The 21199-nt window shown below is 65.1% G+C and carries 16 protein-coding genes; 13 read left to right on the forward strand and 3 right to left on the reverse strand.

What is annotated here, in order from left to right:
• Window positions 1–160: 160 nt before the first annotated feature.
• The gene (locus tag LPB260_RS07605; RefSeq protein ID WP_208710117.1) at window positions 161–691 is read left to right on the forward strand and encodes a hypothetical protein; all 531 of its coding nucleotides are present in this window, start codon (window positions 161–163) and stop codon (window positions 689–691) included.
• Between the two features lie 84 nt (window positions 692–775).
• On the opposite strand, the gene aceF is transcribed toward LPB260_RS07605, so the two are convergent.
• Both aceF and aceE read right to left on the reverse strand, forming a co-directional pair.
• On the reverse strand, window positions 776–2437 hold the full coding sequence (aceF, locus tag LPB260_RS07610) for a dihydrolipoyllysine-residue acetyltransferase (RefSeq protein ID WP_208708092.1): 1662 nt from the start codon (window positions 2435–2437) through the stop codon (window positions 776–778).
• 11 nt (window positions 2438–2448) lie between these two features.
• Window positions 2449–5094 (reverse strand): pyruvate dehydrogenase (acetyl-transferring), homodimeric type, encoded by a 2646-nt coding sequence (aceE, locus tag LPB260_RS07615; RefSeq protein WP_208708093.1) that lies wholly within the window; start codon window positions 5092–5094, stop codon window positions 2449–2451.
• Between the two features lie 270 nt (window positions 5095–5364).
• Between aceE and glnE the strand changes: the two genes are divergently transcribed.
• From glnE to LPB260_RS07675, 12 genes are all read left to right on the forward strand, one after another.
• On the forward strand, window positions 5365–8310 hold the full coding sequence (glnE, locus tag LPB260_RS07620; protein ID WP_208708094.1) for a bifunctional [glutamate--ammonia ligase]-adenylyl-L-tyrosine phosphorylase/[glutamate--ammonia-ligase] adenylyltransferase: 2946 nt from the start codon (window positions 5365–5367) through the stop codon (window positions 8308–8310).
• A 71-nt stretch (window positions 8311–8381) separates the two neighbouring features.
• Window positions 8382–9305: a branched-chain amino acid transaminase gene (locus LPB260_RS07625; RefSeq protein WP_208708095.1), complete on the forward strand. Its 924-nt coding sequence runs from the start codon at window positions 8382–8384 to the stop codon at window positions 9303–9305.
• A 109-nt stretch (window positions 9306–9414) separates the two neighbouring features.
• Window positions 9415–10458 (forward strand): lipopolysaccharide heptosyltransferase II, encoded by a 1044-nt coding sequence (gene waaF, locus LPB260_RS07630; protein ID WP_208708096.1) that lies wholly within the window; start codon window positions 9415–9417, stop codon window positions 10456–10458.
• Window positions 10458–11459 (forward strand): lipopolysaccharide heptosyltransferase I, encoded by a 1002-nt coding sequence (gene waaC / locus LPB260_RS07635; protein WP_208708097.1) that lies wholly within the window; start codon window positions 10458–10460, stop codon window positions 11457–11459. The genes waaF and waaC overlap by 1 nt, the downstream gene beginning before the upstream one ends.
• Window positions 11459–12580, forward strand: a complete 1122-nt coding sequence (locus LPB260_RS07640) for a glycosyltransferase family 4 protein (protein WP_208708098.1) — start codon at window positions 11459–11461, stop codon at window positions 12578–12580. Before waaC ends, LPB260_RS07640 begins: the two co-directional genes overlap by 1 nt.
• Window positions 12577–13383, forward strand: coding sequence for a lipopolysaccharide core heptose(I) kinase RfaP (gene rfaP / locus LPB260_RS07645; protein ID WP_208708099.1), 807 nt, complete (start codon window positions 12577–12579; stop codon window positions 13381–13383). Before LPB260_RS07640 ends, rfaP begins: the two co-directional genes overlap by 4 nt.
• Window positions 13383–14117 carry a lipopolysaccharide kinase InaA family protein gene (locus LPB260_RS07650; protein WP_208708100.1) on the forward strand — a complete coding sequence of 245 codons (735 nt, stop codon included), beginning with the start codon at window positions 13383–13385 and terminating at the stop codon, window positions 14115–14117. The genes rfaP and LPB260_RS07650 overlap by 1 nt, the downstream gene beginning before the upstream one ends.
• Window positions 14114–14860, forward strand: a complete 747-nt coding sequence (locus tag LPB260_RS07655; protein ID WP_208708101.1) for a lipopolysaccharide kinase InaA family protein — start codon at window positions 14114–14116, stop codon at window positions 14858–14860. Before LPB260_RS07650 ends, LPB260_RS07655 begins: the two co-directional genes overlap by 4 nt.
• Window positions 14857–16332, forward strand: coding sequence for a lipopolysaccharide kinase InaA family protein (locus tag LPB260_RS07660; RefSeq protein ID WP_208708102.1), 1476 nt, complete (start codon window positions 14857–14859; stop codon window positions 16330–16332). Before LPB260_RS07655 ends, LPB260_RS07660 begins: the two co-directional genes overlap by 4 nt.
• Before the next feature lie 11 nt (window positions 16333–16343).
• Window positions 16344–18098, forward strand: a complete 1755-nt coding sequence (locus tag LPB260_RS07665) for a carbamoyltransferase (protein WP_208708103.1) — start codon at window positions 16344–16346, stop codon at window positions 18096–18098.
• On the forward strand, window positions 18085–19011 hold the full coding sequence (locus tag LPB260_RS07670; RefSeq protein ID WP_208708104.1) for a glycosyltransferase family A protein: 927 nt from the start codon (window positions 18085–18087) through the stop codon (window positions 19009–19011). The genes LPB260_RS07665 and LPB260_RS07670 overlap by 14 nt, the downstream gene beginning before the upstream one ends.
• A 20-nt stretch (window positions 19012–19031) precedes the next feature.
• Complete coding sequence (locus tag LPB260_RS07675) at window positions 19032–20483, forward strand: hypothetical protein (protein ID WP_256625544.1); 1452 nt, start codon at window positions 19032–19034, stop codon at window positions 20481–20483.
• Window positions 20484–20500: 17 nt separating this feature from the next.
• Here the strand turns inward: LPB260_RS07675 and LPB260_RS07680 are convergent, their stop codons facing one another.
• Window positions 20501–21133, reverse strand: a complete 633-nt coding sequence (locus LPB260_RS07680; RefSeq protein WP_208708105.1) for a phosphotransferase — start codon at window positions 21131–21133, stop codon at window positions 20501–20503.
• Between the last annotated feature and the right edge of the window lie 66 nt (window positions 21134–21199).

The raw sequence follows: 21199 nt of genomic DNA on the forward strand, positions 1-21199 counted from the left end.
AGCATGCCGAGCCGCGAAGGCACTGGCAACTGCGTCACAACCTCGGCCGCCAGCTGGCTCGCGGCATCGGGATGGCTTTTCATTGGGAGGCTGGCTTCCAGTATGCTGACCGAGTCGGGGTCTCGGCCCACTTCACTATCGCGTCGGCTAAGGGTGCATGATGCTATTACGACTGACAAGCAAACTAATTCCCGCCGTGCTCCTCGGCGGCTGCCTGCTGGCCGGCCCGCTGTTTGCCGCCGAGTCCGCGGCGACCCTCGGTGGCGCCGAGCAGGCGCGCTACCTGAGCGAACTCAAGCGCCTGTACCTGACCCAGGATGAGCGCCAGGCGCTGCTGGCGCACAGCAATGATCTGCTCAAGACCTATGCCCTCAGCGCGGCCTACCAGATCGGCCAGGCGCAGCGTCAGGACCGTCTCTACCAGCTGCGTCTGGGCGCACCCGGCGAGCTGCTGTTGCGCGAAGAGACCCGCAACGCTCAGGGCACCGATATCGCCGTGCGCAACCAGCGCATCGCGCTGTTCGGCGTCGACCCCTTTATCCGTTACGACTGCCCGCCCAGTGGCATCAGCTGTGTGCTGTTCAGCCCGCTGGACGGCAGTGTGCTGCTGAGCATCGTGCGCGATCACCAGGGCGCCGCGGAGCTGGCCAAGGCCCTGAGCTTCCTGATCCGCAACCTGCAGAAAGGCTAGGCCGGCGGCCAGGCAAAAAAAACCCCGCCGATGAGGCGGGGTTGAGGGTACGAGCGTGGCATGCTCGAAAGTTGAGGCGGTGCCTTACAGCAGCATGGTGCGGATGTCCGCCAGCACATCGCCGAGACGCTTGGTGAAGCGCGCGGCGGCGGCGCCATTGATCACTCGGTGATCGTAGGACAGCGACAGCGGCAGCATCAGCTTGGGCTGGAAGGCCTTGCCATCCCAGACCGGCTGCATGGTCGCCTTGCTCACGCCGAGGATCGCCACTTCCGGCGCATTGACGATCGGCGTGAAGCCGGTGCCGCCAATGTGCCCGAGGCTGGAGATGGTGAAGCAGGCACCCTGCATGTCGTCCGCCGAGAGCTTCTTGGTGCGCGCCTTCTCCGCCAGGGCGGCGGCCTCGGCGGCCAGCTGCAGCAGGCTCTTCTGGTCGACGTTCTTGATCACCGGCACCAGCAGGCCGTCCGGGGTGTCCACGGCGAAGCCGATGTGCACGTACTTCTTGCGGATCACCGCCTTGCCGCTCGGCGCCAGCGAACTGTTGAAGTCCGGCAGCTCCTTGAGCAGGAACGCGCAGGCCTTGAGCAGCAGCGGCAGCACGGTCAGCTTGACCCCGGCTTTCTCGGCGACCGCCTTCTGCGCGACGCGGAAGGCTTCCAGCTCGGTGATGTCGGCCGAGTCGAACTGGGTCACGTGCGGCACGTTGAGCCAGCTGCGGTGCAGGTTGGCGGCGCCGACCTGCATCAGGCGGGTCATCGCCACTTCTTCCACTTCGCCGAACTTGCTGAAGTCCACGACCGGAATCGGCGGGATGCCGGCGCCGCCGGTGGCGCCGGTGGCGCCGGCCGGCGCCTCCTTGGCCTTCTGCATCATCGCCTTGACGTAGGCCTGCACGTCCTCCTTGAGGATCCGGCCCTTCGGACCGCTGCCGTTGATGGCGGCGAGTTCGACGCCGAACTCGCGGGCCAGCTGGCGTACGGCCGGGCCGGCATGCACCTTGGCGCCGTCACGCCTGGGCGCGGGGCTGACGTTGGCTGCGGCCGCCGCCAGCTTGGCGATGGCGCTGACCTCGGCAGCCACTTCCGGCGAGGCGCCGGGCGGCGTGCTGTGCAGCGCCGGGGCGGCGGCCGGCGCCGGAGCCTGGGCGGCTGCAGGGGCGGCGGCTGCGCCGGTGACCTTGAGCTTGAGGATCAGGTCGCCGGTGCCGACTTCGGCGTCCAGCTGGACTTCCACGCTTTCCACGGTGCCAGCGGCCGGAGAGGGAATCTCCATGCTCGCCTTGTCCGACTCCAGGGTGATCAGCGATTGGTCGGCTTCGACCTTGTCGCCGGCCTTGACCAGGACTTCGATGACCTTGACCTTGCCGTCTGTGCCGATATCCGGCACATGGACGTCTTGCACAGATTCGCTGGCCGGCGCAGCCGCGGGCTGTTCGGCCTTCGCGGCAGGCTTCTCCTGCTGGGGCTCGGTCTTGGCTGGTTGTTCGGCCTTGGGCGCGGCTTCGGCCGCACCCTCGACTTCCAGCTCAAGCAGCTCGTCGCCTTCCTTCAGGCGGTCGCCCAGCTTGACCTTCAGGCTCTTGATCACCCCGGCCTTGGGCGCCGGAATTTCCATGCTGGCCTTGTCCGACTCGAGGGTCAGCAGGCTCTGGTCGGCTTCGATACGGTCGCCGACCTTGACCATCAGCTCGATGACTTCGCCTTCGCCACTGCCGATATCGGGTACGCGGATTAGTTCGCTCACAGTGCGTCTCCTTAGCAGTCCAGCGGGTTGCGTTTTTCCGGGTCGATGCCGAACTTGGCGATGGCCTCGGCCACGACCTTGGGTTCGATATCGCCGCGGTCGGCGAGGGCTTCCAGGGCGGCCAGGACCACCCAGTTACGGTCCACTTCGAAGAAGTGGCGCAGTTTCTTGCGGCTGTCGCTGCGGCCGAAGCCGTCGGTGCCCAGCACCTTGTATTCCTTGCTCGGAACCCACTGGCGGATCTGGTCGGCGAACAGCTTCATGTAGTCGGTGCTGGCGATGACCGGGCCCTGACGGCCTTTCAGGCACTGCTCGACGTAGGTCAGCTGCGGCTTCTGCTCCGGGTGCAGGCGGTTGTGACGCTCCACGGCCAGGCCTTCGCGGCGCAGTTCGTTGAAGCTGGTGACGCTCCACACATCGGACGCGACGTTGTACTCGTCGCGCAGGATCTTCGCCGCGGCGCGCACTTCGCGCAGGATGGTGCCGCTGCCCAGCAGTTGTACGTGGTGGGCGGCTTCCTTCTTGTCCTCTTCGAGCAGGTACATGCCCTTGATGATGCCTTCCTCGACACCTTCGGGCATGGCCGGCTGCTGATAGGCCTCGTTCATCACGGTGATGTAGTAGAAGACGTTTTCCTGCTCTTCCATCATCCGCCGCGTGCCTTCGCGAATGATCACCGCCAGCTCGTAGCCGTAGGTCGGATCGTAGGTGCGGCAGTTGGGGATGGTTGCGGCCATCAGGTGGCTGTGGCCGTCCTCGTGCTGCAGGCCTTCGCCGTTGAGCGTGGTGCGCCCGGCGGTACCGCCGATCAGGAAGCCGCGGGTGCGGCTGTCGCCGGCTGCCCAGGCCAAGTCGCCGATGCGCTGGAAACCGAACATCGAGTAGAAGATGTAGAACGGCAGCATCGGCTGGTTGTGGCAGCTGTAGCTGGTGCCCGCGGCGATGAACGAGCTCATGGCGCCGGCTTCGTTGATGCCTTCCTCGAGGATCTGGCCCTTCTTGTCCTCGCGGTAGAACATCACCTGGTCCTTGTCCACCGGCTCATACAGCTGGCCGACCGAGGAGTAGATGCCGAGCTGGCGGAACATGCCTTCCATGCCGAAGGTGCGCGCCTCGTCGGGAATGATCGGCACGATGCGCTCGCCCAGCTCCTTGTCCTTGACCAGCTGCGCGAGGATGCGCACGAAGGCCATGGTGGTGGAGATTTCGCGGTCGCCGGAGCCGTCGAGGATGGCCTTGAGGGTGTCCAGCGGCGGGGTCGGCACGGCGAAGCTGTTGACCCGGCGCTGCGGCACGAAGCCGCCCAGGGCTTCACGCTTCTTGCGCAGGTACTTGCCTTCGGCGCTGTCGGGTGCCGGCTTGAAGAACGGCAGGTTCTCCAGTTCGTCGTCCTTGACCGGGATGTCGAAGCGGTCGCGGAATTTCTTCAGGCTGTCGACATCGACCTTCTTGGTGTTGTGGGCGGTGTTCTTCGCCTCGCCAGCACCGGTGCCATAACCCTTGACGGTCTTGGCCAGGACGACGGTCGGTTGACCCTTGTGGTTGACCGCCTGGTGATAGGCCGCATAGACCTTGTAGGGGTCGTGGCCGCCGCGGTTGAGCTTCCAGATCTCGTCATCGGAGAGGTCCTTGACCATCTCCTTGAGTTCCGGGCTGTTGAAGAAGTGCTCGCGCACGAAGGCGCCGTCTTTGGCCTTGTAGTTCTGGTACTCGCCGTCGATCACTTCGTCCATGCGCCGTTGCAGGATGCCGTCGACGTCTTTGGCCAGCAGCGGGTCCCAGAAACGGCCCCAGACCACCTTGTTGACGTTCCAGCCGCCGCCGCGGAACACGCCTTCGAGTTCCTGGATGATCTTGCCGTTGCCGCGTACCGGGCCGTCTAGGCGCTGCAGGTTGCAGTTGATGACGAAGATCAGGTTGTCCAGTTTCTCGCGGCCGGCCAGGGAAATGGCGCCGAGGGATTCCGGCTCGTCGCACTCGCCGTCACCCATGAAGCACCAGACCTTCTGCTTGCCGGCGGGGATGAAGCCGCGGGCTTCCAGGTACTTCATGAAGCGCGCCTGGTAGATAGCCTGGATCGGGCCGAGGCCCATGGACACGGTGGGGAACTGCCAGAAGTCCGGCATCAGCCAGGGGTGCGGGTAGGACGACAGGCCCTGACCGTCCACTTCCTGGCGGAAATTCTTCAGCTGCTCTTCGCTGATCCGGCCTTCCATGAAGGCGCGGGCATAGATGCCGGGTGAGGCATGGCCCTGATAGAACACCAGGTCGCCGCCGTGTTCTTCGGTCGGGGCCTGGAAGAAGTAGTTGAAGCCGATGTCGTACAGGGTCGCCGAGGAGGCGAAGCTGGAGATGTGACCGCCCAGGTCCGGGTCCTGCAGGTTGGTGCGCATCACCATGGCCAGCGCGTTCCAGCGCACCAGCGAGCGGATGCGGCGTTCCATGAACAGGTCGCCGGGCATGCGGGCTTCGTGGGTGACCGGAATGGTGTTGCGATAGGGCGTGGTGATGGCGTACGGCAACTGGGAACCACTGCGGGTAGCCAGCTCGCCCATGCGGGTCATCAGGTAATGTGCGCGGTCTTCACCCTCATGGTCGAGGACGGACTCAAGCGCGTCCAGCCATTCCTGGGTTTCGACGGGATCGAGGTCTTGCATGGCTTGCTCCAGGGCGGAAAGGCTTCCAGAATCGGAGGCCAGGGGTTCGTGGCCGGCTTCGTGAGCGGGTCACGTAAATTCTTGTTTACCGGGGGTAGGACCGGCTCCGTGTAGTTTTACTACATATCGACGGCGATTTCAGCCCTTGGGATACAATCTTTAGTAGCAAAACTACACTTTATTTTGGCTGTTCGTCGCGTGTCCCGCGGCGAGGTCCGTGGAATACAGCTGTTCCCGGCGCCACCCGCAGCCCGCCGAAAAGGATAGACCATGAGCTTGCCGGTGCTGGTCTCTTTGCCCGCTTCCCTCGACTCCCTTGCCTTGCGCGCCGAGCAGTCCTTGCGCGCGGTTCTGGCCGATCTGGGCACTGCTGCCGAGGCGCGCTTCGACGCCTGGCCGCAGGCCCGTCGTGACGCCTGGCGCCGGGTGTCCGCGGCCAGCGATTTCGTCCTGCAGCAGGCCTTGCGTGATCCGCTGATGCTGCTGGAGCTGGCAGATTCCGGGGAGCTGGAGCGCAGCCTGTCGGCCGGGGAGTTGCGCGCTCAGTTGGTCGTCGCGCTAGACGGCTGTGCCGACGAGGATGAGTTGGGGCAGCGTCTGCGGCGCTTCCGCAACCGCCAGCAGTTGCGCATCATCTGGCGCGACATCGGCCGCCAGGCGGATCTGCAGGAAACCTGCCGCGATCTTTCCGACCTCGCCGACGCCTGCATCGACCTGGCCTACCACTGGCTCTATCCCCACCACTGCGCGCAGTTCGGCACGCCGATCGGGCGGCGCAGTGGCCAGGCCCAGCACATGGTGATCCTCGGCATGGGCAAGCTCGGCGCCCATGAGCTCAACCTGTCTTCGGACATCGACCTGATCTTCGGCTACCCGGAGGGCGGCGAGACCGAAGGGGTGAAGCGTCCCCTGGATAATCAGGAGTTCTTCATCCGCCTGGGCCAGCGGTTAATCAAGGCGTTGGACGCCATCACCGTCGAGGGCTTCGTGTTCCGCACCGACATGCGCCTGCGCCCCTACGGCTCCTCCGGCGCCCTGGTGTTCAGCTTCAATGCGCTGGAGCAGTACTACCAGGACCAAGGCCGCGACTGGGAGCGCTACGCCATGATCAAGGCGCGGGTGGTCGGCGGCGATCCGCTCGCCGGCGAGCAGCTGCTGGAAATGCTGCGCCCCTTCGTCTATCGGCGCTACCTGGACTTCTCCGCCATCGAGGCGCTGCGCAGCATGAAGCTGCTGATCCAGCAGGAAGTGCGGCGCAAGGGCATGGCCGACAACATCAAGCTGGGCGCCGGCGGCATTCGCGAGGTGGAGTTCATCGCCCAGGCCTTCCAGCTGATCCATGGCGGGCGCGACCTCAGCCTGCAGCAGCGGCCTCTGTTGAAGGTGCTGGCCACGCTGGCAGGGCAGGGCTACCTGCCGGACGCGGTGGTCGAGGAATTGCGCGAGGGCTACGAGTTCCTGCGCTACACCGAACATGCCCTGCAGGCGATCGACGACCGGCAGACGCAGATGTTGCCGGACAACCAGCAGGACCGGGCGCGGGTGGCCTTCATGCTCGGCTTCGCCAGCTGGGACGCCTTTCATCAGCAGTTGATGCACTGGCGCGGACGGGTCGACTGGCATTTCCGCCAGGTCATCGCCGATCCGGACGAGGATCAGGATGGCGCGGTCGACGAGGTGATCGGCGGCGAGTGGCTGCCGCTGTGGGAGGACGCCCAGGACGAGGCCGCCGCCTGTCGCCAGCTCAGCGATGCCGGCTTTGTCGACGCCCCGGCGGCTCGGCAGCGCCTGGCCGGCCTGCGCAACGGTAATCAGGTGCGGGCCATGCAGCGGCTCGGCCGCGAGCGCCTGGACGCCTTTATTCCCCGATTGTTGGCGCAGGCGGTGGAGCACGAGGAGCCGGACCTGGTGCTGGAGCGGGTGCTGCCGCTGGTCGAGGCGGTGGCGCGGCGCTCGGCCTATCTGGTCCTGCTGACGGAGAATCCCGGGGCCCTGCAGCGCCTGCTGACCCTGTGCGCGGCCAGTCCGTGGATCGCCGAACAGATCGCCCGCTTCCCGCTGCTGCTCGACGAGCTGCTCAACGAAGGCCGGCTGTTCAAACCGCCCCAGGCGCCCGAGCTGGCCGCCGAGTTGCGCGAGCGGCTGATGCGCATCCCCGAGGACGATCTGGAGCAGCAGATGGAGGCGCTGCGCCACTTCAAGCTGGCCCACCGCTTGCGCGTCGCCGCCTCGGAGATCGCCGGCACCCTGCCGCTGATGAAGGTCAGCGACTACCTGACCTGGCTGGCCGAGGCGATTCTCGACCAGGTGCTGGCCCTGGCCTGGCGCCAGACCGTGGTCAAACACGGCGCGCCGCGCCGCGCCGATGGCAGTCCCTGCGACCCCGATTTCATCATCGTCGGCTATGGCAAGGTCGGTGGCATCGAGCTGGGGCATGGCTCGGACCTGGACCTGGTGTTCATCCATGATGGCGACCCCCAGGCCGAGACCGACGGCGCCAAGCCCATCGATGGCGCGCAGTTCTTCACTCGCCTGGGCCAGCGCATCATTCACCTGTTGACCACCCAGACCAACTCCGGCCAGCTCTACGAGGTGGATATGCGCCTGCGCCCCTCCGGCGCCGCGGGCTTGCTGGTCAGCTCCCTCGGGGCCTTCCAGCGCTACCAGGAAAACGAGGCCTGGACCTGGGAGCATCAGGCGCTGGTGCGCGCCCGGGTGCTGGTCGGCTGTCAGCGGGTGGCCAAGGCCTTCGAGGCGGTACGCGCCGCGGTGCTCGGGGGTGAGCGCGATCTCGACAAGCTGCGCGCGGAAGTCAGCGAGATGCGCGCCAAGATGCGCGACAACCTCGGCAGCAAGGCCACCGCCGCCGGCACCGCGGCCAATGCCTTCGAGGCCTCGGCGCCCTTCGATCTCAAGCAGGATGCCGGAGGTATCGTCGATATCGAATTTATGGTGCAATACGCGGCCCTGGCCTGGTCGCGACAGTACCCGGAGTTGCTCGAGTTCACCGACAACATCCGCATCCTGGAAGGGCTGGAGCGCGTCGGCCTGCTGCCCGGAGAAGATGCCCTGCTGTTGCAGGAGGTCTACAAGGCCTATCGCTCGGCGGCCCACCGGCAGGCGCTGCAGAAGCAGCCCGGGGTGGTGAGTGGCGACCAGTTCCACGCCGAACGACGCAGCGTGCTGCGCATCTGGCAGGCGCTTGGCTTGAACTGAATGAGTGCCGATCGGCAGGCGCAGCGTCCGCCGGTGGCAGTGTACGAAGCGAATTTGAGGAGCAGGCAACTATGTCGATGGCCGATCGTGATGGTGTGATTTGGTATGACGGCAAGCTGGTGCCGTGGCGCGACGCCACCACCCATGTGCTGACCCACACCCTGCACTATGGCATGGGCGTGTTCGAGGGCGTGCGCGCCTACAACACCCCCGATGGCACGGCGATCTTCCGCCTGCAGGCGCACACCGATCGGCTGTTCGATTCGGCCCACATCATGGGCATGAAGATCCCCTTCAGCAAAGACGAGATCAACGAGGCGACCCGCGCCGCGGTGCGCGAGAACAATCTGGAAAGCGCCTATATCCGCCCGATGGTGTTCTACGGATCCGAAGCCATGGGCCTGCGCGCCAGCGGCCTGAAGGTCCAGGTGATCGTGGCAGCGTGGAACTGGGGCGCCTACATGGGCGACGAGGCCCTGCAGGTCGGCATCAAGGTGCGCACCAGCTCCTTCACCCGGCATCACGTCAACATCTCCATGACCCGGGCCAAGGCCAACGGCAACTACATCAACTCGATGCTGGCCCTGCAGGAAGCCATCTCCGGTGGCGCCGACGAGGCCATGCTTCTGGATCCGGAAGGCTACGTGGCCGAGGGTTCGGGGGAGAACATCTTCCTGGTCAAGGATGGCGTGGTGTACACCCCGGAGGTCACCTCCTGCCTCAACGGCATCACCCGCAACACCGTGCTGACCCTGGCCGAGGAGCTGGGCATCAAGGTGATCGAGAAGCGCATCACCCGCGACGAGGTGTACATCGCCGACGAGGCCTTCTTCACCGGCACCGCCGCCGAGGTCACGCCGATCCGCGAAGTGGACGGCCGGCAGATCGGCGCCGGGCGCCGTGGCCCGGTGACCGAAAAGCTGCAGACCGCCTACTTCGACCTGGTGACCGGCAAGACCCGCAACCACGCCGAGTGGCGCACCCTGGTCAAATAAGCTCGCGGGACGGGCAGCCGCCCGTCGATGCGGTGGGTGGTCGCGCACTGAGCGACAAGGCAACTACAACCGGGAGGCGCAAGCCTCCTCGGTCGTTTCTGGGATAGGCATGAGAATACTGATCGTAGGCCCCAGCTGGGTGGGCGACATGGTGATGGCGCAGACGCTGTTCCAGTGCCTGAAGCAGCGCCACGGCGACTGCGATATCGACGTACTGGCGCCGGAATGGAGCCGGCCGATCCTCGAGCGCATGCCCGAGGTGCGGCGAGCCCTGAGTTTTCCCCTTGGCCACGGCGTGCTGCAGCTGGCGACCCGCCGGCGCATCGGCAAGTCCCTGGTCGGTCAGTACGATCAGGCGATCCTGCTGCCCAACTCGCTCAAGTCGGCCCTGGTGCCGTTCTTCGCCGGCATTGCCAAGCGCACCGGCTGGAAGGGCGAGATGCGCTACGGCCTGCTCAACGATGTGCGCAAGCTGGACAAGCAGCGCTACCCGCTGATGATCGAGCGCTTCATGGCGCTGGCCTTCGAACCCGGCGCGCAGCTGCCGCGTCCCTATCCGCGGCCCAGCCTGCAGATCGAGGCGGCCAGTCGCGACGCGGCCCTCGGCCGCTTCGCCCTGAGCCTGGATCGACCGGTGCTGGCGCTCTGTCCCGGCGCCGAGTTCGGCGAGGCCAAGCGCTGGCCCAGCGAACACTACGCCAGGGTCGCCGAGGCCAAGATCCGCGCCGGCTGGCAGGTCTGGCTGTTCGGCTCGAAGAACGATCATCCGGTCGGCGAGGACATTCGCGCGCGGCTGATTCCCGGCTTGCGCGAGGAGGCGGTCAACCTCGCCGGCGAGACCAGCCTGGCCGAGGCCATCGACCTGCTGTCCTGCGCCACGGCGGTGGTGTCCAACGATTCCGGCCTGATGCACGTGGCCGCGGCGCTCAATCGGCCGCTGGTGGCGGTCTACGGCTCGACCTCGCCGCAGTTCACCCCGCCGCTGGCCGAGCAGGTGGAGATCGTCCGGCTGGGCCTGGAGTGCAGCCCCTGCTTCGACCGCACCTGTCGCTTCGGTCACTACAACTGCCTGCGCGAGCTGGCGCCGCAGCCAGTGCTGGAGGCCCTGGATCGCCTGGTCGGCGATCCGATCGAGCCGGTCGAGGTCGATTGATGCGGGTGCTGCTGATCAAGACGTCCTCCCTGGGCGATGTGGTGCACAGCCTGCCGGCGCTCACCGACGCGGCCCGGGCCATCCCCGGGATCCAGTTCGACTGGGTGGTGGAGGAGGGTTTCGCCGAGATTCCGGCCTGGCACCCGGCGGTGGCCCGGGTGATTCCGGTGGCCATCCGCCGCTGGCGCAAGAACCTCTGGCAGACCCTGAGCAATGGCGAGTGGCGCCGCTTCAAGCAGCGCCTGGGCGAGACCCGTTACGACCTGGTGATCGATGCCCAGGGCCTGCTCAAGAGCGCCTGGCTGACCCGCTACGTCAAGGCGCCGGTGGCCGGCCTGGATCGCGACTCGGCACGCGAGCCCATCGCCAGCCGTTTCTATGACCGGACCTATAACGTGCCCCGCGAGCAGCATGCCCTGGAACGCGTGCGCCAGCTGTTCGCCCAGGCGCTGGACTATCCGCTGCCGGCCGGCCTCGGCGATTACGGCTTGAACCGGGCCCAGCTCGCCGGCGCTGCGACGCAGCCCTATGTGCTGTTCCTGCATGGCACCACCTGGCCGAGCAAGCATTGGCCGGAGGCCTACTGGCGCGAGCTGGCCGAGCAGCTCAGCGAGCAGGGCTGGGCGCTTCGCCTGCCCTGGGGCAATGAGCAGGAGCGGGCGCGGGCCGAGCGCATCGCCGCCGGCCTGGACAACGCCGCGGTACTGCCCAGGTTGAACCTGGCCGGAGTGGCCAAGGTGATCGCCGGGGCCCAGGCCTGCGTGGCGGTGGACACCGGTCTGGGCCACCTGGCCGCCGCGCTGGATGTGCCGAGCATCTCCCTCTACGGACCGACCCTGCCGGGGCGCGTCGGCGCCTATGGCCGGGCGCAGATCCACCTGTGCGCCAGCGGGCCCAATGCCGGCCTCGGCGACCGCCACAAACCCTGCCTCGACGAGCTGCGCCCCGAACGGGTGGCCACCGAGTTGCAGGCGTTGTTGCTGGCCGAGGAAATCGTCTGATGCAGCTGGCTTTTATCCTCTACAAGTATTTCCCCTACGGCGGCCTGCAGCGCGACTTCATGCGCATCGCCCTGGAGTGCCAGAAGCGCGGCCACGCCATTCGCGTCTATACGCCGATCTGGGAGGGCGAAGTGCCGGCGGGTTTCGAGGTGGTGGTGGTGCCGGTCAAGGCGCTGTTCAACCACCGGCGCAACGAGAAGCTCACCGCCTGGGTCGAGGCCGACCTGGCCCGGCGCCCGGTCGAGCGAGTGATCGGCTTCAACAAGATGCCCGGGCTGGATGTCTACTACGCCGCCGACGGCTGTTTCGAGGACAAGGCGCAGACCCTGCGCAATCCCTTGTACCGCCGCTGGGGGCGCTACAAGCACTTCGCCGACTACGAGCGGGCGGTGTTCGCCCCCGAGTCTAAGACCGAGATCCTGATGATTTCCGAGGTGCAGCAGCCGCTGTTCGTCAAGCACTACGCCACCCCGGCCGAGCGCTTCCACCTGCTGCCGCCGGGCATCGCCCAGGATCGCCGGGCGCCGGCCAATGCCGCGCAGATCCGCGCCGAGTTCCGCGCCGAGTTCGGCCTGGCGGACGACGAGCTGCTGCTGGTGCAGATCGGCTCCGGCTTCAAGACCAAGGGCCTGGATCGCAGCCTCAAGGCGGTCGCCGCGCTGCCGCGCGAGCTGCGCCAGCGCACCCGGCTGATCGTCATCGGCCAGGACGACCCCAAGCCCTTCCTGCTGCAGATCAAGGCCCTGGGCATCTCCGAGCAGGTGCAGATACTCAAGGGCCGCAGCGACATTCCGCGCTTCCTCCTCGGCGCCGACCTGCTGATCCATCCGGCCTACAACGAGAACACCGGCACCGTGCTGCTGGAGGCCCTGGTCGCCGGCCTGCCGGTGCTGGTCACCGATGTCTGCGGCTATGCCCACTACATCGCCGAGGCCGACGCCGGCCGGGTGCTGAGCAGTCCCTTCGAGCAGCAGCAGCTCAACCGCAACTTGCGCGAGATGCTCGAGGACGATGCCCAGCGCGGCCAGTGGCAGCGCAACGGCCTGGCCTACGCCGACTCGGCTGACCTGTATTCCATGCCGCAGCGGGCGGCCGATGTGATTCTGGCGGAGCGTCCATGAAGTTGTTGTTGAACGAGCCGTTCAAGAGTCTGTGGGCCGGCAAGGACCCCTTCGTCGAGGTCGAGGCCCTGCAGGGCCAGGTCTACCGCGAGCTGGAGGGCCGGCGCACCCTGCGCACCGAGGTGGCCGGGCGTGGCTATTTCGTCAAGATCCACCGCGGCATCGGCTGGGGCGAGATCGCCAAGAACCTGTTCAGCGCCAAGCTCCCGGTGCTCGGCGCCGGCCAGGAATGGCGAGCCCTCGAGCGTCTGCACCAGGCCGGCGTGCCGACCATGACCGCGGTGGCCTACGGCGAGCGCGGTGGCAATCCGGCCAGCCAGCACTCCTTTATCGTCACCGAGGAGCTGGCGCCGACCGTCAGCCTGGAAGACTTCAGCCTCGACTGGCAACGCCAGCCGCCAGAGCCGGCGCTCAAGCGCGCATTGATCGCCGAAGTGGCGAACATGACCGGCACCATGCACCGCGCCGGGGTCAACCACCGCGACTGCTATATCTGCCACTTCCTGTTGCACACCGACCGAGCGGTGGCGGCCGGCGATTTCCGCCTGTCGCTGATCGACCTGCACCGCGCCCAGACCCGCGCCGCGGTGCCGCGCCGCTGGCGCGACAAGGACCTGGCCGGGCTGTACTTCTCCGCCCTGAACATCGGCCTCAGTCGGCGCGACAAGCTGCGCTTCCTCAAGGCCTATTTCCGCCTGCCGCTGCGCCAGGTCCTGCGTGATGAGGCGCGCCTGCTCGCCTGGCTGGAGCGCCGTGCCGACAAGCTCTACGCACGCAAGCAGCGTTATGGGGATGCGCTCTGATGGCTGGCTGGACACTGCAACCCGAATACGCCGGGCGGGCCGCCGAGTTCGGCAGCCTGGAGGCGGTCTTCGCCCTTGAGGGCGAGCGCATCACCAGTGACCCGCTGTCCGAGGTGATCCGCATCGAGCGCGATGGGGTGCGCTACTACGTCAAGCGCTACTGGGGCGCCGGCAAGGGATTGCGCCGCTATATCGGCCGTCCGCGGGTCAAGGCCGAGTGGCAGAACCTCAAGCACTTCGCCAGGTGGGGCATTCCCACCGCGCCCATCGTCGCCTACGGCCTGGAGCGCCAGCTCGGCGCCTTCGTCCGCGGCGCCCTGGTCACCCGCGAGCTGCCGGACACCCTGGACATGAACCACCTGGCGCTGCGCGACCATCCCTGGCTGCGCGATCGCCACTGGGTCGACCGCATCAGCCGCCAGCTGGCCGCGGCGACGCGCGCCCTGCATGGGCACCACTTCACCCATAACGACCTGAAGTGGCGCAACCTGCTGGTCAACGAGCAGGCCGAGCTGTTCTTCATCGACTGCCCGACCGGCGCCTTCTGGTGGGGCCCCCTGCTGCGCTACCGGGTCATCAAGGACCTGGCCTGCCTGGACAAGGTGGCCAAGCGCGCGTTGTCGCGCAGCCAGCGCCTGCGCTTCTACTTGCAGTACCGCGGGCACCGGCGCCTGAGCGCACGGGACAAGCGGCGCATCCGCCAGATCGTCGGGTTTTTCGAGGGCCGCGAATGAGCGACTTTATCGCCGCCGAGGACCGCGCACTGCTCGAGCGCCATGGCCTGGCCAGCTTCTCCGCGCTATGGGCGCTGGAGCTGGAGGCGGTGGACGAGCCGAATACCGAACGCGGCGGTTGGAGCAGCGTCTATCGCCTGGAGCTGGGCGACGCGGCCTTCTACCTCAAGCGCCAGAGCAACCACCTGACCCGCAGCGTGCTGCATCCCCTGGGCGAGCCGACCTTCGCCCGCGAGTTCCGCAACATCCAGCGTTATCGCCGGCTGGGCATCCCGGCCTTGCAGGCCGCCTTCTTCGCCGAGCGCCGTGTGCCGGGAGAACGCCGCGCGGTGCTGCTGACCCGCGCCCTGGACGGCTGGCTGGACCTGGACCACTGGCTGCAGGGCTGGTCCGCCCTCGACGAGCCTCGGCGCCAGGGCATTCTGCGCGCCTGCGGGGCGCTGGCCAGGCGCCTGCACGGGGCGGGGCAGGTGCATGGCTGTTTCTACCCCAAACATATATTCCTGCGCGAGGCGGGCGGCGGCTTCGACGCCCAGTTGATCGACCTGGAGAAGACCCGGCCGCTGCTGTTCGGCGAGCGCGACCGGATCAAGGATCTCGAGCCGCTGCTGCGCCGCGCTGGCGCCTGGGGCGAGGACGAGGTGCGCCAGCTGTTGGCGGCCTACCTGTCATCCGGCGCCGAACTGGAGCGCTGGAGCAGCCGCCTGGGCCGGCGTCGCCAGGACAAGGAGGGGCGCCGATGACCCTGGCCGAGCTGGCGCGCGCCGGCAGGACGCCCACACTGCCTCTGCAGCTGGAGCTGGAAGATGCCGCCGGACCGGCCGTGCTGACCCTGAGCAGCCTGCTGCGCGTGCTGCCGGGCCAGCGCTACGTCGGCCTGGCCGAATGGCGCGGGCGCAAGGTGCTGGCCAAGCTGCTGGTCGGGGCCAGGGCGGCGCGACATTTCCGCCGCGAGCTGGACGGTGCGCGTCTGCTCGCCGGGCAGGGGCTGGCGACGCCGCTGCTGCTGGCCGACGGCCTGCGCGAGGGTGAGGGCGGCTGGCTGCTGTTCGACTACCTGGAGGGCGCCGAAAGCCTGTGGGACGCCTGGCGTCAGGTCGAGCCGCAGCCGTTGCTCAGCGCCGCTCAGCAGGCGGTGCTGGGCGAGGCCCTGGCGACGGTGGCGCAGCTGCATGCCAGGGGGCTGTGGCAGGCCGACCTGCACCTGGACAATCTGCTGCGGCATGGGGGGCGGTTGCTGGTCATCGACGGCGGCGGGGTGCAGGCGCAGGTCCCGGGGCAACCCCTGTCGCGGGAGTTGGTGCTGGAGAATCTCGGGATACTGTTCGCCCAGCTTCCAGTCGAGCTGGAGCCCTTTATCGAAGAGCTGCTGGTGCACTATCTGCTGGTCAACGGCGAGCATGCCCTGCCGCTGGAGGCGCTGCTCGAGGAGACCGCCAAGGTGCGCCGTTGGCGCCTGCGCGACTACCTGCGCAAGGTCGCCCGCGACTGCAGTCTGTTCAGCGCCAAGGTCGGCGCCTTCGGTCTGCGGGTGGTACGCCGGGAGCAGGAAGCGGCGCTGCAGCCGCTGCTGGCCGATCTCGACCGCCTCACCGAGCAGGGCCATGTCTACAAGACCGGCGGCGCCGCCACCGTGGCGCGGGTCGAACTGGACGGCCGCCCGCTGGTGGTCAAGCGCTACAACATCAAGCACTTCGGTCACTGGCTGAAGCGTTTCTGGCGGCCGAGCCGGGCCTGGCACAGCTGGGTCGAGGGCAATCGCCTGGAGCTGCTCGGCATCGCCACGCCGCGCCCGCTGGCGGTGCTGGAGCGGCGCTGGTGCTGGCTGCGCGGTCGTGCCTACCTGATTACCGAATACTGCGGCGGGCAGGATATAATCGCGCGTTTTCGGCCGTACTTGGATACAGAAGGGCGCAGTTCGCCCCCTGAGCACGAACTCCTGGCGCTGGATCGCTTGTTCGCCGCCTTGGTGCGCGAGCGCATCAGCCACGGCGATTTCAAGGGGCACAACCTGTTCTGGGATGGCCAGGAACAGGGCGGCAGATGGGCCTTGATCGACCTCGATGCCATGTGCCAGCACCACAGCATGCGCAGTTTCGCCCGGGCCTATGCCCGCGACCGCGCGCGATTCCTGCGCAACTGGCCGGCCGACTCGGCGCTTCACCAGTTGCTCGACCAACGTTTACCGCAGGTGCCCGGCACCTGCCCTGAATAGAGGCAAAACCAGTGGCACTGACCATTCTCGGCCTTTCCGGCGCCCTCAGTCATGATCCGTCGGCAGCCCTGTATATCGATGGCAAGCTGATCGCGGCCGCTGAAGAAGAACGCTTCGTGCGCGACAAGCACGCCAAGAACCGCATGCCCTACGAGTCGGCCAAGTTCTGCCTGGAGCAGGCCGGGATCAAGCCCGCGGATGTCGACGTGGTGGCGATTCCCTTCGCCCCCATCAGCCTGTTCGGCGAGGCCCGCTGGCATTACGCCAAGCGCTACTGGTACGCCCCGGACCGCGCCCTCGATGCGATCCTGATGGGCAACCGGCGCTACAAGCGCTACCGCAAGAAGATCGTCTGGTGCCTGGAGCAGCTGGGCTTCGATGCGAAGAAGGTCAAGATCGAGCCGGTCGAGCACCACCTGGCCCATGCCTCCAGCGCCTACCACTGCTCGGGTTTCAAGGAGAAGACGGCGATCCTCGGCATCGATGGCAAGGGCGAGTACGCCACCACCTTCTTCGGCTATGGCGAGAACGGCAAGATCCACAAGATCAAGGAATTCTACGATCCAGATTCGCTCGGCGGCCTGTACGGCGCGATCACCGAGTTCCTCGGTTTCGAGATGCTCGACGGCGAGTTCAAGGTCATGGGCATGGCGCCCTACGGCGACGCCAGCAAGTACGACTTCTCCCGTCTGGCGACCTTCGAGAACGGCCAGCTGGTGATCAACACCGACTACGCCAACGTAATCGGCCTGCGCCGCTACAAGGAGAAGGGCAAGGGCTTCTACTTCTCCAAGAAGCTGATCGAGTGGCTGGGGCCCAAGCGCGAAGGCGACATCGCCGACGACCCCTACATCCACTACGCCGCCAGCATGCAGGCGCTGTTCGAGAAGCTGGCGCTGCAGATGATGGACCACTACCTCGGCGACATCATCAAGGAGACCGGCAAGATAGCCTTCGCCGGCGGCTGCGCGCTGAACGTCAAGCTCAACCAGAAGATCATCGCCCGCCCCGAGGTCAAGGAGCTGTTCGTCCAGCCGGCCTCCGGTGACGCCGGCACCGCGGTCGGCGCCGCCGCCTATGTGTCGCACCAGCGCGGCGTGCCGGTGGAGAAGATGGAGCACGTCTACCTCGGCCCGTCCTACTCCAACGAAGACGTCATCGCCGCCTGCGCGCGCCACCCGAGCAAGCCCAGGTTCAAGCAGATCGCCGACATGCCCCAGCGCATCGCCAGGATCATGGTCGACGGCAACCCGGTGGCCTGGTTCCAGGGGCGCATGGAGTTCGGCCCGCGGGCCCTCGGCGGTCGCTCGATCATCGGTTGCCCGAGCATCCCCGGGGTGGCCGACCGGATCAACGAACAGATCAAGTTCCGCGAGCGCTGGCGCCCCTTCTGCCCGTCGATGCTCGACACCGTCGGCCCGCAGATGCTCAAGGTCGACCACCCGAGCCCGTTCATGACCTTCACCTTCGAGGTCAACGAGGAGTGGAAGGCCCGCGTCGGCGAAGTGGTGCACGAGGACGGCACCTCCCGCGCCCAGGTGCTCAAGCGCGAGTACAACCCGCGCTACTACGACATGATGCTGGAGCTGGAGAAGCTCACCGGCAACGGCGTGTCGCTGAACACCTCGCTGAACCGCCGCGGCGAACCGATGATCTGCTCGCCGACCGATGCCCTGAACATGTTCCACGGCTCCGACCTGCAGTACCTGATCATGGAGGACATCCTCGTGGTCAAGGACGGCAAGGACTGGTATGAGCAGGCCTGAGCCGCTGATCAGCGTCATCATCCCGACGTATAACTACGCCCATCTGCTGCCGAGAGCCCTAAACTCGGTATTTCAGCAGATGGCTGAGGACGTCGAGTTGATCGTGGTCAATGATGGTTCTCGGGATAATACCGGCGAAGTTTTGGCCGCATATCAAAGGCAACAAATTCAAGGTTTTCGAGTCGAACACCAAGTGAACGCTGGGGCGGCCGCTGCGCGCAATAGTGGTATTCGCTTGGCTCGTGGGCGCTTTGCATTATTGCTGGACGCGGACGATGAGCTGCTCCCGGGCGCTTTGAGTTGCCTGAGGGAGGTGTTGGCCCACAACCCTGAGGCGGGGCTGGTTCTTGGCGCGCAGGTGTCAGTGTATCCCGACGGTCGTGAGCGGATCCGATTGCCCACGCCGGTTACTAACACTCACTCCCCTTGCGAGTTGACCCGGCGATACTTGCTGGAAAAGAAAATATCGATATCTCACTGCTGTACGCTCTTTCGGCGTGATCTTTTGTTGCAGCGTCCTTACCCCGAAAGTTTGCGTACTGGCGAGGATGTTCCGGTTTTTGCCTATCTCTTGGTCAATGCATTGGTTGTAACAACCGCGCGTCCTCTGGCCAGAATCCACAAGCATTCAGATAGCCTGCGACACAATCGTGAGGATGAAGAGGTCGTCGCGCAAAGGATGGTCCGGGAGGTTTTCGCGGGCCTTCCGCACGAGTGCCAGCAGCTACGCCGCCAATATGAAGCGCAGCGCTACTTGTCCTTGTTTCGCGCAGCCGTGTTAGGGGGGGATCGGGAGGCAGCAAAACGGTTCTATTGGCATGCCTTAGAACTGCACCCTTACCAGGCACTGCGTTGGAGCTATCTGCGCAAGGCGCTTCGGTTGCTAGGAAGGGGAACGCGCAATCGGCGCTAACGGTAATGTATGGAGCGGTAATGCAAGTGTTGATCAGACAGATAGGTATGCTTTCTTCGCCTCATTGGGCTTTTTGGGGCAGTTTGTTGCTCTCTTTTATCGCTGTATTAGGCGTGGCAACGGTCGGAAAAGATGCCGCGTTCTATCTGGACATTGCTCAGCGCTCGGTAGAGCAGGGGCCTCTTGTTGCGTTCAAGGTGTTCAACTGGCCTTGGTTTCCTTTGTTGTTAGCGGGCACTCATGTGCTTACAGGGCTACCGCTTGAGGCCAGTGCTTACCTCTGGTGCGCGTTCTTCTTGGCTGGAACCTGTGCGCTGCTAGTCGACTGCGTGCGGCGGAGCTTTCCTGGGGCGGCGCCATGGGCTTGTCTCGTTGTGCTGTCAGTTCCGGCATTCAACTCCTTTCGTAGCGATATCCTGCGAGAGTATGGGTTCTGGTTTTTTTCGGTATTGGCGCTTTGGCTCGCGCTGCGTTGGTATGAGCGCAGAAGCTGGTTTGGTGCGGTCGCAATTCAGGTGTCGATCGTTATGGCGGCTTTATTTCGGCTGGAAGCTATATTGCTGATCGCGGCGATAAATTTCTGCCTGTTGCCCGATCTGAGTCGGCGTGGTGGTTGGATGGCATTACTTAAGCTTAATGCCTTGCCAATTTTTGTGGCGCTGGTCGGCCTTACGGTGCTGTATCAGCAGGGCGGATTTAGCCAAGGACGGATAGAGTATTTCCTGTCGATGCTCAATCCAGGCCAGGTCCATAGCAAGTTGTTGGTGATGGCGCAGGAGATGTCTGATGCCGTCTTGAACAAGTACTCATCGGATGATGCAATTGTTCTGCTTCTTTCGGGGATGTTAACGGTGATCGCGCTAAGCTTCATCAAGCTGTGTGGCCCTTTCGCCTTGCCGTACCTTAGTCGTCTAGCTTGGGGCTCTGCTCTTCAGTACTGGCGGGCGTACAAGCCATTCGCTTTGGCGATGGCAATATATGTCATAGTGCTGTTGCTCTTCTTTATTCAGGAAAGGTTTATAAATTCGCGCTACACCAGTTACCTCGGCTTGCTTGCCGTGCCTCTTTTGAGCCTGGGGCTGTGGCTGTTCGCGCGTGCTCATTCCCGCATGGCTCGCGTGCTGGTGGCGCTTGCCGTGCTTGTCATGTTGGATAACGTGGTGTCCCTCAGTGCCAAGAAAACCCATTATGTTGAGGCGGGGCACTGGCTGTCCGCGCATGTGGATCCAGGGGAGGGGATCTACTACGACGACTCACGGATCGCCTACTACGCCGGTTGGGGGTATCCGCGCATGGATCTAACCCGTGAGCAGGCCATGAGTGTTAAGAACGCCAGCAAGTTCCGCTATTTTTTAATCGAGGCCGAGGCTGAGGAGCCCTGGCTGGCTGAATGGTTGGATCGGGAGCGCAGACAAATACTCAGTCAGTTCGAAAACCGTAAAGGTGAAACCGTCTTGATCATTGGAGACTGAGGTAGCTGTTCTTCAGCTCATCGTCTCTGCGTGCTGTCGATTTTCGTACTATCGATGATCAGTTTGCTGTTCGACCTATAGGACTGCAGAAAAGGTCCCGACTCTAGCCACTGGCTATCTGCTGGGTCTCGAAACAGGTGTCGGAGATTTCGCAGGCGTTTGCTTTTACCTAAAGCGTGTCGATATTGCCGCAAGTCGGCAATGTCGATCAGGCCCAGCTCACCTTCGGGCGTTAGAACGATATTCCCGAGGTGCAAAGAGCGGAAATAGACGCCTACGTCATGCAAATGAGCGACAAATTTTCCGAGGTCCTCATGCAATTGGTCTGGAGCTTGGCTCTCCCGAAGCTGGCGAAGCGTTTGTCCGGGGAGGGGGGCGTAGTAGACAATGTCGCGCTCGATGTCATGGGCGCGGTAGACTCCGAGAACGGTTGGGCAGCGTATGCCAGCAGCGGCAAGGGCTTTGGCGTTGCGGGCGAAACGCGCGGCGTAGGGCCAGATCAATGCTGATGAGAAAAGACGCTTGCGCCTGAACAGTTTGATGAAATTTCCATCCCGCAGGCGCAGGACCTTATCGCCAAAGCTGTCGGCCTCCAGCACTTCTGCGCCGTAGCGTAGGGTCGCATAGTCAGTTGGGTCGATACGTCGCATGGCCGCTGCTCTGAAAGGGGGGGCTGATGATACTCAGTATTCTCCTCAAGCAAAACGGTACTGATC

This window comes from Pseudomonas sp. LPB0260 (genome assembly GCF_013388395.1).